The 12585-nt window shown below is 59.8% G+C and carries 11 protein-coding genes; all 11 read right to left on the bottom strand.

Features of this window, described 5'->3' with window-relative positions:
* Positions 1-562: 562 nt before the first annotated feature.
* The 11 genes from NKJ11_RS01580 to NKJ11_RS01630 all read right to left on the bottom strand — a co-directional run bounded on the left by NKJ11_RS01580 (position 563) and on the right by NKJ11_RS01630 (position 12570).
* Positions 563-2455: an ABC transporter ATP-binding protein gene (locus tag NKJ11_RS01580; RefSeq protein ID WP_352792542.1), complete on the bottom strand. Its 1893-nt coding sequence runs from the start codon at positions 2453-2455 to the stop codon at positions 563-565.
* A gap of 22 nt (positions 2456-2477) precedes the next feature.
* The gene (locus NKJ11_RS01585) at positions 2478-4322 is read right to left on the bottom strand and encodes an ABC transporter ATP-binding protein (RefSeq protein WP_352792543.1); all 1845 of its coding nucleotides are present in this window, start codon (positions 4320-4322) and stop codon (positions 2478-2480) included.
* A 72-nt stretch (positions 4323-4394) separates the two neighbouring features.
* Complete coding sequence (locus NKJ11_RS01590) at positions 4395-5300, bottom strand: SIR2 family NAD-dependent protein deacylase (RefSeq protein WP_031213722.1); 906 nt, start codon at positions 5298-5300, stop codon at positions 4395-4397.
* Between the two features lie 33 nt (positions 5301-5333).
* Entirely contained in the window at positions 5334-5546 is a 213-nt protein-coding gene (gene nifT, locus NKJ11_RS01595; RefSeq protein WP_023813715.1) for a putative nitrogen fixation protein NifT, read from the bottom strand.
* Positions 5543-5860 carry a nitrogen fixation protein NifZ gene (locus tag NKJ11_RS01600; RefSeq protein ID WP_352554113.1) on the bottom strand — a complete coding sequence of 106 codons (318 nt, stop codon included), beginning with the start codon at positions 5858-5860 and terminating at the stop codon, positions 5543-5545. Before NKJ11_RS01600 ends, nifT begins: the two co-directional genes overlap by 4 nt.
* 88 nt (positions 5861-5948) lie before the next feature.
* On the bottom strand, positions 5949-6143 hold the full coding sequence (locus tag NKJ11_RS01605) for a 4Fe-4S dicluster domain-containing protein (RefSeq protein ID WP_023672218.1): 195 nt from the start codon (positions 6141-6143) through the stop codon (positions 5949-5951).
* A gap of 31 nt (positions 6144-6174) precedes the next feature.
* Entirely contained in the window at positions 6175-7650 is a 1476-nt protein-coding gene (gene nifB / locus NKJ11_RS01610) for a nitrogenase cofactor biosynthesis protein NifB (RefSeq protein ID WP_352554114.1), read from the bottom strand.
* Between the two features lie 239 nt (positions 7651-7889).
* Positions 7890-9653 (bottom strand): nif-specific transcriptional activator NifA, encoded by a 1764-nt coding sequence (nifA, locus tag NKJ11_RS01615; RefSeq protein WP_502905778.1) that lies wholly within the window; start codon positions 9651-9653, stop codon positions 7890-7892.
* A gap of 179 nt (positions 9654-9832) precedes the next feature.
* On the bottom strand, positions 9833-10132 hold the full coding sequence (locus tag NKJ11_RS01620; RefSeq protein ID WP_023678245.1) for a ferredoxin family protein: 300 nt from the start codon (positions 10130-10132) through the stop codon (positions 9833-9835).
* A gap of 11 nt (positions 10133-10143) precedes the next feature.
* On the bottom strand, positions 10144-11451 hold the full coding sequence (locus NKJ11_RS01625) for an FAD-binding protein (RefSeq protein WP_023784677.1): 1308 nt from the start codon (positions 11449-11451) through the stop codon (positions 10144-10146).
* Positions 11452-11460: 9 nt separating this feature from the next.
* A complete protein-coding gene (locus NKJ11_RS01630; protein WP_023766900.1) occupies positions 11461-12570 on the bottom strand; it encodes an electron transfer flavoprotein subunit alpha/FixB family protein in 1110 nt (369 codons plus the stop codon).
* Between the last annotated feature and the right edge of the window lie 15 nt (positions 12571-12585).

Raw genomic sequence — 12585 nt, forward strand, 5'->3', positions numbered from 1 at the left:
TCACATCCACGTGCTCGAGCGTGCACGTGATGGGGACGGGCAATCGGGAGGGAGGCCAAACTGACGACGAGCCGGCGGCACAGAATACCAGGTTTGTGCGTTGGCTGGCGTCTGGGCCATCTTGTGAACCTGCATGATCCTAAGGAGATGATGGCCGAGCGCGTCACGATGCAGGCACGCGTCTGCTCGTCGCGCTCGCGCTAGCCGTTGCCCATAGCCCGCCGCAGAGGTTCTTCTCGCCTGGGGCGGCGTCGGTGCGGCGCCCCCCATCCAGCTTCATCAGCGGCCCGGCGGTAGCAAAGCCGCCACTCGCTACGGCGCTGTTGAGGGCGCGCTCGCGAGCGGCTTTGCTGCGCCCAGCCACCAACGGGAGCGAGCTCGCCCGATGATGGGGGTGCACCGCGGTCGGGATACGATGCTGGAGGAAATCGTTCGCAGCCGGTCTTCACGAACTGCGAGGAGTGCTTGTCCTTGAATGCTGCCTGCTGGCCGTCTGCGGTGGCCTGAGTGGTCCGCCGACACGCCCGAAAGTCAACGCCACTACCACAAGGCCGCCCAAAACTCAGGTCTGGGAGCCAGCTTGGACGGTGGTCTCGTGTTCGGGGATGTCGTCGAAGGAGGCGTAGTTGAGATAGTAGAGTTTGGAATACAGGCCGCCCATGGCTATTAGCTCATCGTGGTTGCCAGTCGCAACAACCTGGCCATTCTGAAGCACGATGATGCGGTCGGCCCCCCGGATCGTGGCGAGACGGTGGGCGATGACGAGGCCAGTCCGCCCTTCAAGCAGCTTGATCAGAGCCTTCTGAATCTGCAATTCCGTGTAGCTGTCGATGTTGGCGGTAGCTTCGTCGAGCACGAGGATCTTGGCGTCAGCGACCAGGGCGCGGGCGAAACTGATAAGCTGGCGCTGGCCGAGAGATAAGTTGTCGCCGCGTTCGCCAAGTTGGGTCTCATACCCGTCGGCGAGGCTCATGACGAAGTCATGCGCGCCGACCGCCATCGCCGCCTCGATCACCTTGTCGTGCGTGGCTTCCGTCTTCTGGTATCGAATGTTCTCGAAGACCGTCCCGGTGAACAGGAATGGCTCCTGCAGCACCATGGCGACCTGGCGGCCGAGCGATTCTTGGGTGAGGTCGCGCACATCATGCCCGCCGACCAGCACCTGACCCTGCTGAACATCATAGAAGCGGTGGACCAGGGCCATCGCACTCGATTTGCCAGAACCGCTCGGTCCGACCAGTGCGACCGTCTCGCCGGGGTTGACCCTGAAGGAGACATTTTTCAGAACCGAACGGTTCGGATCGTAGCCGAATGTGACGTCCCTAAACTCGACCGAGCCGTCCATTTCGGGCGAAAGTACCTCCGCATTGGGTTTGTCCTGAACATCGATCTTGACATTGAGCACATCGGTCAGGCGCTTGCCTGAGGCCATGGCGCGCTGCATGATCGAATATTGCAGGGTGAGTGAGCGGATCGGGTCAAAGAAGCGCTGGATGTAAAACAGGTAGGCTACCAACACGCCCACATCTATACGGCTATTCACGACCATCGAGCCGCCGACCACAATAACGGCGGCCAAGGCGAGGCCCGTGAGGCCATCGACGATAGGCACCATGACCAGTGCATATCTGGCAGCGATCAGTTGGGTCCTGAGGTTGGCATGGGCCCGGTCGTCGAAAAGAATGAAATTCACCTGCTGGCGATCCATCGACTGTATGGTCCGCACGCCGTGAATGGCTTCGGCCAGCGCGCCATTGACGACGGAATTGGTTTCGTGCGCAGCCATGAAGGCGTCGCGGGCACGCGGCAGCCAGACAATGCGGACGATCACCAGGATCGGCAGAACCGACAGCGTCAGGAGGCCGAGGCGAAAGTCGAGCCACAGCATTACGAAAACGATGCCGAAGAGAAGCGCAACATCACCTAGGGAATATACCGAGGTTTCCAGGAACTCCTGTATGGAGTTAACGTCGCCTTGCAGCCGCGACATCAGGCGTCCGACCTCAGTCTTGTCCATGAAAGAGAGCGAAACCTTTTGCAGATGGCCAAACATGGCGCGGCGGATGTCGAACAGGACAGTTTCGGCAATTTTCCCATCCAAGGTTTCCTGCATGTAACCGGCGGCGAAATTGACCAAAATCGCCGAAAGGAACGCGCCGACTGCCGCAAGCTGGGCTGAGCGATCGGTCCCTGCCGGGTTCATGCCGTTGTCGATCGCGTAGCGGATGATCAAGGGGATGAGAAGCTGCGTCCCGGTGAAGATCAGCATCGCGACAATCGTGACAACTACCTTTGCCCGATAGGGGTGGACGAAGCCCCAGATCCGGCGGAGGATGCTCTTGTCGAAAGCCCGGCCGAACATCTCCTCCTCGATCCGGTGCGAGCCGACGACCGCGCGCGGAGGGCGTCTGCCGTCGTCACGTTCGGCTTCGAGTTCGCCGGGGCCCTGGTCCATCAGCGGGCGCCCCCATACTGGGTCATATGCTATCACCTGGGCGCGTCTGGAGATCGTAAAGGGCCCTGTAGCGTCCCCGCTTCTCCAGAAGCTCTTCATGCGTGCCGCGTTCTACGATTTCGCCGTTATCGACAAAAAGGATCTGATCGGCATGCATAAGCGCACTCAGCCGGTGCGCGATGATGATCGTCACCCGATCCTTGGCGAAGCGCCGCGTCGCCGCGCGAATGCGCTGCTCGGTGCCGGCATCGATCGCGGCCATCGAGTCGTCGAAAACGACGACAGAAGGGCGCAGCATCATGGTGCGAGCAATCGTGAGACGCTGGCGCTGGCCGCCAGAGAGAGAGACGCCGCGTTCGCCCACGACCGTCTCATACCCTGCTGGGAGCCCGAGGATGTAGTTGTGGAGCTGGGCGAATTCGCCAGCGCGTTCAATTCGCTGTCTCTTCGCCCAGGGGTCGCCATAAGCGATGTTGTTCTCAATCGTGGTGGTGAACAGGAACGCATCCTGCTGTACAACGGCAACCGCCTTGCGAAGGCTCTCGAGGGTGACATTGCGTATGTCCTGGCCGTCCAACGTGATGGCGCCACCGGTCACGTCGTAAAAGCGGGGGATCAGATGAGCCATCGTCGATTTGCCGGAACCCTGCGGACCGACGATTGCGATCGTCTCGCCTCTCCGGGCCTCAAAGCTGAGGTTCTTCAGAATGGCGCGGTTTTCGACATTGGGGTACGCAAATGAGACATTGTGGAAGCGCAGAGTGCCGTCGCTTATCTCAAGCGGTCTGGCCTCGAGAGCATCCCTGATCGTGATCTCCTGATCGAGGAGACCGAAAAGCCGCGAACCGCAGCTGGAAGCGCGGGCAAAGGCATTGACCATGAGGCCGATCTGGCGGACTGGCATTTGCAGGATGGTCATGAAGGTCAGGAAGGTCGCCATCGTTCCGACGCTGATCTCGCCAGCGATGAGCTTGTTGCCACCGATCCAAAGCACCAATCCCATTGCGAAAAAGAAGGACAAGGTCATCGCCGACGTGCTGGGTACGTAGATGTCAACGAGATCGTTGGCGAGGCCGAGCGCGGTCTTGGAAGCGCGGTCGAACTTCAGCATCTCATAGGATTGAGCCGCAAAAGCGCGGACCACGCGGATGCCTGCGAGATTTTCCTTCATCACGCGGCTTAGTACCGAAAGGCGCTCATAGAGGTCGAGCCAGGTGGCGCGCAGCCTAAGCTGTGTGGTCGATGAGCGCCAGGCGACAAAAGGCACGAAGCTCAGCGCGACCAGGCCGAGCATGAGATCGATCGAGATCATCATGTAGGCGCCGATCCCGATCAGCATGGTGAGCAGGACCACGCGAACGAGCGCGGTGGAAAAATACATCCGCACGCCTTGGAGATCGAGCATTCCGATGGTGATCAGATCGCCTGAATGGACCCGATCGTGAAAGGAAAAGCTGAGACGCTGGATCTTGTCGTAGTAGGCGAGCCGCAGTTCGTACGCGACATGATGCCCGACGGCTTCGGCAAAATAGTTCTGCGCCATCGTGAAAAGGCCGCGTAGCGCGCTGACGGCGAGCAGCAGGAGAGCCGGGGTCCAGAGCGCTTGTCCTGCCGCGCTCCCGGCGACACCGCCCCCGATGGCTGTCTGGGCCTGGTCGACAGCCCGGCCGAGAAGCTGGGGAATGAGCAACTGGAGGATTGCCGCCATGATCGTCGAGCCCATAGCGAAGGCGACCTGCCAGGGATGCCGAAAATTCATGCGCGTTATGCGCAACAGCGTACTCAAATCCCGGCCCCAGCGCGCCGCTTCAACATGGGTCAACGAATTCAGAGCGCTCGTTGCGCTGCCGACAGCATCACTGTTCACGGGTGTATTCCCGACTGCATTTTGCGCCTTCGAGGAAAGCCGAAGGACGCATCATCAAAGGCGACCGCCATTTTAATCCTGTCCACAACCTGCAGCCTTGCCCGTTCCCAGAAGCCGAGCCGCCGCTTGACTAAGTGGCATGTCGATCACCGTGATTCCGCTTGCCGCAAGGAAACGCGCTTCGTTTCTGGTCAGGGTTTCCGCGTCCATTACGGTGCAATAGGGACCGCGGGAGCGCTTCATGATCTGTCTGGCGTAGGTGCGCAGCATCTGATCGTTGAAGCGGCAGCCAACGAAGAAAAATCCACGGGTGATGCGCCGTTCCTTCACCACGTCAGGAATAGGTGTCTGGATATCAATTTCGGTCAGGACTTCGACATAGTCGGAATCTGCGACGAGAAAGTTTTGCGAGGGCCTACTACTCCCGTGAGGTGCATAGAGGACCGTCTTTGCCCCCGATCGGGCGTCGAGCTCCCTCCCGGACAAATCGTAGGTTTTTGTCCAAATGTTGCCGATTTCGTTCGCCCGCGTGACGCCTTGTATCTCAACGACGTCCGTTCGGCCGGTCTCCACGAGAGCCGTGCGCATCGCGCTGTCATACCAGCTGTCGATGATGAGGGAGAGCGGCAGCCTTGCGAGCCAGGCGTGGAGGAGGGTTGGCCTCACCGGCGCTGCGAATATCTCGGTCATCCAAGCTTGAAGCGTCCGGCGATGCCGGCGCTGTTCGATGAACTGCGCAACCGACCACATATTGGTGCGGATCCTGGAAGGGGCGGGCGCCCGTGCATTGAGTGCCGCGGCAACGACCTCCGGAGTATGCGGCACAGGCGGTTCCGCACAGTTGAACCCAAGAAGACCCGGACCGAGATAGGGGATCACCTCATCGGCGGCGAGCGCTGCCTTCGCCAGGTCAAGCAGCTTATCGGCAAAACTGTCCCGCACTATGACAAGGTGGCCCGATGTCAGGATCGTATTCATGCTCGTTTCCTCGCGACGCACTTAGCGGCAGCATCAGTCCTCTTCGGAAACCTTCCTTGCCTCGACAGTGATCGGCAGACGCGTATCCCGTGGGAGATCGGGTAAGACGAGCCGCCACCCGTTCCGGAGCGTGATAGTTCCGCCCCACAACTCTTCCTTCTCGAGCTTGATGATCGGCTCTTCGAGGTCCTTTTTGGGGACATAGGCCGACAAGCCAGCATCGGTCCTGCGGATCATGACTTTCATCTGGCCGTCCCTTCATTGGTATTGCTTTCAGCACTGCAGGACTCGGCTTTCTCGAGGCTCATCAGTTCACGCGCTCGCATGCCGACGACGGTGCCACGGTCGATCCACTCGACCGCATAGATGAAGAACTGCTGGAGAAAGGTGCCGATGTCGCGCACATATCCCTCGTCGCCCTTGCGCACGAGATTTTCGCCGATCTCCCTGCCAGGATAGGTGCCGTCATTCTTTATGTGGCGAGTAGCACGTACCCGCTCTCCCGGCATGAAGCGTGGCGGCCTGCGGATTTCGATCTCCTCTTCGCGTCCGAGCGACATGTCCGTTCCCTGATTTCTCTTGCGGCTGCAGGTTGTGCGTTCCAGGCGTCCTGCGTAGGCAGCCCCAACCATGTCGGCAGCCATGTGGTCACGCAGGAACGCAGGTCTTCGGCACGGGACATACCGAGGCACATTGCTGCGCATCGAAGACCCCCTCGCATTCGGTGCACTTCTGTGACTCGATCACGTAGCTCTCGCCTTTGAACTTGATCGCGCCGGAAGGACATTCGAATTCGCAGGCGCCGCATTGGGTGCATTGGGATGCGATGATCTTGAAAGCCATTTTAACTCCTGGTCCGAATGGATGAGACAGCTCAGGCCGTCGCCGCGAGTGCGGGGGCCCCTGACGCGGCGGTGTAAATCGCGCTGATTGCCGTCGCGATATAGTCATGGGCGCAAGCGTCGGTGGCTCTGATTCCAGCGTCCGCGAGCTGATCCTGCGGGCAAGTTCCAATCCTGGCGCACAGCACGATATCTATGCCTTGAAGGGCTGCGATGATGCCATCGAGGGCGGCTTCCTTGCCCAAGCCGCCGAGGCAATACTTCTCCACCTTGCGATGCCCGACAAAGCTGATCCCTCTCGGCGAGGCTTCGTAAACCTGGAATTCCTTCGCATGGCCGAAATGTTCGTTGACGCGGCCGCCGCCCTTGGTCGCCACCGCGAAGAGGACGGATTTGCCGGGCCTCGCTGCCTTGACCAATCCGATCGCTTCACTTCTGGCCGCCACGTGATCACGGCGCTCCTGCGCGACCAGCTCCCGATAGGCGTTACGCTTGCTGGCATCGTAGGTGACCTCGCCGGGAATCCGGTCGGCCGTGAATTCCTGGCCACGATCCTCGCCAAGCATGCCGACGGCATCTGCCCGGCACTGCCGGCAGTGGCGCATCAACTGGGCGCCGCCTTCGAGACGATCCTGAAGAGCCTTCAGCTCCATTGCGTTTGGGCCGCGCTGCCCACTCAGTCCGTAGTGCGTGCCGTGCGCCGGGTCCGAAATCAGCGGCATGAGGTTGTGCAGGAACGCGCCTCGCTCCTTGACCCATCTATTCACCTCGATCAGATGCTCATCGTTCACGCCAGGAATCATCACCGAATTGATTTTGGTGAGGATGCCGCGCGCGGTCAGCATCTCCAGGCCCAACATCTGCCGCTCGTGCAGCATCCGGGCGGCTTCGAGGCCGACGTAGCGGCGATGGTCGTAAAAGATCCAAGGATATATCTTTGTACCGACCTCAGGGTCGACCATGTTGATGGTGATCGTCACGTGATCGACATTCATGTCGGCAAGCTCATCGACATGGTCCGGTAGCGCGAGCCCATTCGTGGAGATGCAAAACTTGATGTCTGGGATTTCCCTGGCGACCCTGGCGAAGGTCGCCTTCGTCTTCTTCCAGTCGTAACAGGCATCGCCCGGTCCGGCGATGCCGAGCACGGAAAGCTGCGGCACCTCGCTGGCGACCGCGATCACCTTGCGTAGCGCCTGGTCGGGCGTCAGCTTTTCAGAGGCCACCCCAGGCCGGCTTTCGTTGGCGCAGTCATATTTGCGATTGCAGTAGTTGCACTGGATGTTGCAGCCCGGCGCGACCGCGACGTGCATGCGCGCGAAATAGTGATGCGCCTCTTCTGAAAAGCAGGGGTGATCCTTGATCTTCTCCCAGACAGCCGGATCCGTGTCGTCGGGCTTTGTCGACGAGCCGCAGGATGACGCGCAGCCACCGGGTTTCATGGTGCCAAGCAACTGGTCACCGAATGTCGTGCTGAGGCTCTCAAGCGAAATTGCCGGTGCAGACATGAACGGCTCCGTTGCTGCGTGATGTCGCAGTTCAAAGCGCAAGAGCTATGCCAGCTCAAAGAGCTGTTTCGGTTCACGAATAGGCTTGTCGTGTCAGATTCCTTCGGATTGCTCCGACACACCTTTGTCGGGCTTACGACAGTGGACAAGCAAATAGGGTCGCGAGGCTAGCAGCCTTGGGCGCGCAAAGTGTGAACGAGACCACTCCGGGCTGCTTACGGTTGACGTCATCACGACGTCTAGAATTTCTTCACCACGATACCATGCCGGCGCAGGGCGTAGCCGACTTGCCGCGGCGTGAGGCCGAGGATACGAGCCGCCCTGGCCTGAACCCAACCGGCCTTGTCCATCGCGTCGATCACCCGGTCGCGTTCCGCCAGACGCGGGGGACAAGTGGGATCGTTCGGATCGCCGGCCGTAAAGGGAGATATCTTGGCTGCGGAGGCACCGATGCAACTGGCCGGCAGCCGCAATCCGACCGGCACTGCGTTGACCCGTGCGAGATCGTCGATGGCATTGCCGCCATTCGATCGGTCGGCTCGCTTCCAGAGGAGCCAGGAAAGGCACTGGCCCTTCTTACAGGCGAAATCGGATGGAGTGATCGTCCTTGAGCGCGCAAGTGTGGCCGTCCTTTGGACGCAGTTCTCCAGCTCGCGGACGTTACCAGGGAAGTAACATTGCGAGATCAGGTCAAGCGCCGGCGCCGCGAAGGCTAGTGCGCGATCGTTCTCCTTGTTGAACCGGTTGAGGAAGGCGTTCGCAAGGCGTGGAATATCGCCGGTTCTCTCTCTGAGCGGAGGCAGGATGATTGGCACGACATTGATGCGGTAATAAAGGTCGGCCCTGAACTCCCCTTTTATGACGGCCGTCTCGAGGTCCTTGTTGGTGGCGCATATGAGGCGCACGTCGACCTGTAGCGTTTTGGTGCCGCCGACTCGCTCCAACTCGCCTTCCTGCAAGACACGCAACAGCTTGGCTTGAAAGGCCGGCGAAATCTCGCCGATTTCATCAAGTAGCAGCGTTCCCTCATTTGCCAATTCAAAACGACCGGCGCGCTGGGAGATAGCACCCGTGAAAGCGCCCTTTTCATGCCCAAACAGTTCTGACTCCAGAACGCTTTCAGACAGTGCGGCGCAGTTCAATTTGACGAAAGACTTCTTCCTCCGATGTGAGAGCTTATGGATGGCCTGCGCAAAGAATTCCTTGCCGGTGCCGCTTTCACCCCGCAGAAGCACGGTGGAATTGGTCCCTGCTACGACCGAGACGGTTTCGAGCACCTGCTTGAGTGCGGGGCTTTCCCCGATGATCCCGTCGATTTTGGCATCCGCATGCCGGGCAGGGTCGTAGGTCCTCCCCTCGTTGGGCGATTTCTCCGGTCCCGATTGCTCATGGCCACACCGCTGACGATCTGTACTCAGGGCGCGATGGAGGCGGATGGTCCGGCCGACAAGGTTGGCGACCATCGTCAGGAAATAAATGTCCTCGTCGTCGCGAAAGTCGGTGGCGCCGTCTCCGGCGCGGTCGATCGACAATGTCCCAAGGATATCATGATCAGCCTTTAGCGGGATACCGATAAAGGCAATTGGGATGGTTCCGATGCTCGAAGACGTTTGAAGGTCAGCCTGAAATAGTTGGGACTTGCGCACGTCCGGTATGAAGAGCGGCGTCCCCGTAGCGACGATTTGATCTGCTACGGCCTGTGGTATGACGCGGCGAGTGCCTGATTGACGTACGTGGGTATTGCCGGCAGTCGCGGCAATCTCCAGCTCTCCTTCAGCGTCCAGGACGACGATTGCTCCGTGACGCATCTGCAGAAATGAAGGCAGTACGTTCACGACATTGGCGAGCGTAATCTCCAGCTCGCTGGGGGCGGTCAGCACCTTCGATATCTCGTAGAGTCCTCTGAGCGCGATATCTGATTGGGGCATGCTTTTGATGGGCGGTTCAGGGCGGGTCTCCCGAGGTCCAACCTCGTCGACCCGATCTTGCGGTCCGTGGGTCATGGAAACACCTCAGGGGTTGTCGTCCAGAGTGCTCCTCCTTTTTTATCTGAATTCTGAAAGCACAGTATTCACGAGCTTCTCTTCGTCAAAGCGACGATCGAAGCAAAGAAAATAGACTTGGCATTGGGCGAGACCTAAACTGTATCAAGATCAACCCTCTTAGTACGTGCGTGCGTCGGTCATCCGAATTTGAAGAGGACTCCGAAACCGCCGCGTGGATAGTTCCACTCGATCTCGCCACTGGTCTCACACAAAATCCGGCAGGTGCCGCACTCCATGCAGCCGTCAGCAGTGATCTCCACTTGACCTTTGTCGTTCAACTCATAACATTTCGCCGGGCAGACGTGGGTAAGCGCGAGCAAGTTCGCGCTTGGCCTCTCGTGCGGTCGCACTTTGATATGCGGGCGGCCGGAATCCACCAAGTAGCGGTTCTGGTAAAGCTTGTCCTCGACACGTGACTTTGTCACTGCGATCGTCATTTCGTCTCCCTTCAGCGCCACGCCAATGCAAGGCGGACCGCGTCGCTGACCAGCCCCCAACGCGAGCGCGCCTTGATGAAGGCCGCCGTGGTCGCCTTTTCCTTCTCGATCTTCGGCGTGCCGTCGACACGCATGAAGTTCTGCGCGGCTTGCGACATCAACCGCGGATAAGTTGTGAAGTAATTGCAGGAATTGGTGTGGAGCAAGGCCGGCATATCTTTGTATTTCTTTAGGTCCTTGACCACGAAGGACTTGTCCAGCATGGCTTTGTAAAGAGCGAGATTTCGTTTGGTCATAGGAGCGTTGCGGCTGTTGACCTCGATGATTGCCTCAGCCGCGATGCGGCCGGAGGTCATGGCGAGGTTCGAACCCTCGCGGTGAATGGCGTTGTTCAGTTGCGCGGCATCGCCGACCACGACCCAACCATCGCCAAACAGCTGCGGAATAGCCTTGTAGCCGCCTTCGGGAATGAGGTGTGCGGAATATTCTTTCACTTCCGAGCCGGCGATCAGCGGCCGGATCGAAGGATGGCTCTTTAAGGCATCAAGGAGAACGTAGGGGCTCTCGACCATCGCGGCAAAATCGGAGACGAGGCAGCCAATGCCCAGTGAGATCGACTCCTTGTTGGTGTAGAGGAAGCCGAGCCCGGCCATGCTGCGGGAGGTCGTGCCCACCGCCTCGATCACGCAGCCTTCATCGCCCTTGACGCCGAACCGCTGCTCAATGACCTCTTCGGGCAGGAAATGCATTTCCTTAACGGCGAGCGCCACGGTTTGTGGCTTCGGCATCTGGCGCAGGCCGGCTCGCGTGCCAAGCAGTCCGCAGACACCTTCTGCGAGAACGACCACGTCCGCGTAGATGGCTCCGCCGGCCCGATCTGTGCGGACGCCGACCACCCTGTCCTTGGCGTCACGGATGAGCTCCGTCACGGTCGTCTCGCACAGAACCGTCGCGCCTGCCTCGCGCACCTTACGCGAAAACCATTTGTCGAACTGGGCACGGATGATTGTGTATCGGTTGGGCTTGGCCTCATTGAAGTCGTCCGACCGATAGTGAATCCCGGTATGGGATGTGTCGTCCATCACCCAAAGCCGCTGTTCAACCAAATGCCGCTCGAGAGGCGCATCGTCCCTGAAATCCGGGATGATCTTCTCCAGCATGTTCGCGTACATGATGGCACCTTGGACATTCTTGGAGCCCGGATATTCACCGCGCTCCAACTGCAGCACCTTTAGGCCATGGCTGGCCATGGTGTAAGCAGCTGCGTTTCCGGACATGCCTGCCCCAACAACAATGGCGTCGAAGTTTTCCTCGATCATGTCCGTCCCTTAGCTCGCAAGCTTATCGCGACTGTGGGGCGACAGCCGCCGGGTGAAGGCTTCCGTCAGTGCGGGCAGGAAGCGGATCGCGTCGGTGACGATTCCGAGGTGAGCGAAATCGAAAATCGGCGCGTTCGGGTCGGTGTTGATGGCCACGATGAGATCCGCCCCCTCGACGCCAACCCGATGCTGGACGGCGCCGGAAATCCCGGCCGCTATGTAAAGCTTCGGCCGGATGGTCTTGCCAGTCTGGCCGATCTGCCGATCAGCTGGCATCCAGCTCTTCTGGACCAACGGGCGCGAACAGCCATGCTCGGCGCCGATTGCTCGCGCGAGGTTCTTCACAAGCTGCAGGTTCTCCGCCGCGCCAAGACCAAGGCCTCCCGCAACCACGACGTCGGCATAGGCAAGGTTTGCCTTTGCCGACTGATTGTCCGGCAGGAAGCCGAGGACTTTGGTAGCGATCTCGTCCTCGGCAAGCGAGAGCTTGTGCCGGATGACACGCCCGACCGGTTTATCCGTCCGCTGCGGCATGGGCATGACCCTTGGCCGCACTGTCGCCATCTGAGGGCGGAAATTGAGCGTATAGATCGTGCACAACAAGGAACCGCCGAAAGTCGGACGCGTGGCGGCGAGCGAACTGTCGGTATCCACATCGAGTTCGGTGCAGTCGGCCGTGAGCCCTGTCTGCAAGGTCGTCGCCACGGAGCCGGCAAGATCCCTGCCGAGTGTGGTGGCACCGAGAAGAAGGATTTCGGGTTTGTGGGTATCGACCAGATCCGTCATTGCCTTGGTGAAAGGCTCGTTCCGATAGTCGGCGAGCAGGGGCGCCTCGGCGATGTAGACAAGGTCAGCACCATAGGCGAATGCTTCGGCAACGGCGTTCCCGACGGCCTCTCCCGGCGGTCCGAGCACGACGCCTGCAAGCTGGACCTGAAGCTTGTCTGCTAATTTGCGGCCTTCGCCGAGCAGCTCGAATGATACGGGGTGGACCTGGCCGCGTTCGAGCTCGATGAAGACCCAGACGTGCCGGTAGTCCTTGAAATGGGCGGGCAGCTCCTTCTTTATGCCGGCGCGGCCGGCGGCAGGGCGAGGGGTTTCTCGGTTCGCGGTCGACATCGTTTTGCTCCTTGC

It is taken from the genome of Mesorhizobium sp. M0243, assembly GCF_040321775.1.
In the GTDB taxonomy this organism is placed as follows: Bacteria; Pseudomonadota; Alphaproteobacteria; order Rhizobiales; family Rhizobiaceae; genus Mesorhizobium.

Bases quoted from the DNA above. Each gene is read 5' to 3' on its own strand.
- nifT (WP_023813715.1), bottom strand. From the start codon at position 5,546: ATGAAAGTCATGATCCGCAGGACCGATGCTGGCTTGTCGGCCTATGTC.
- NKJ11_RS01590 (WP_031213722.1), bottom strand. From the start codon at position 5,300: ATGAATACGATCCTGACATCGGGCCACCTTGTCATAGTGCGGGACAGT.
- nifA (WP_502905778.1), bottom strand. From the start codon at position 9,653: ATGACCCACGGACCGCAAGATCGGGTCGACGAGGTTGGACCTCGGGAG.
- NKJ11_RS01630 (WP_023766900.1), bottom strand. From the start codon at position 12,570: ATGTCGACCGCGAACCGAGAAACCCCTCGCCCTGCCGCCGGCCGCGCC.
- NKJ11_RS01580 (WP_352792542.1), bottom strand. From the start codon at position 2,455: ATGGACCAGGGCCCCGGCGAACTCGAAGCCGAACGTGACGACGGCAGA.
- NKJ11_RS01605 (WP_023672218.1), bottom strand. From the start codon at position 6,143: ATGGCTTTCAAGATCATCGCATCCCAATGCACCCAATGCGGCGCCTGC.
- NKJ11_RS01600 (WP_352554113.1), bottom strand. From the start codon at position 5,860: ATGTCGCTCGGACGCGAAGAGGAGATCGAAATCCGCAGGCCGCCACGC.
- NKJ11_RS01625 (WP_023784677.1), bottom strand. From the start codon at position 11,451: ATGATCGAGGAAAACTTCGACGCCATTGTTGTTGGGGCAGGCATGTCC.
- nifB (WP_352554114.1), bottom strand. From the start codon at position 7,650: ATGTCTGCACCGGCAATTTCGCTTGAGAGCCTCAGCACGACATTCGGT.
- NKJ11_RS01620 (WP_023678245.1), bottom strand. From the start codon at position 10,132: ATGACGATCGCAGTGACAAAGTCACGTGTCGAGGACAAGCTTTACCAG.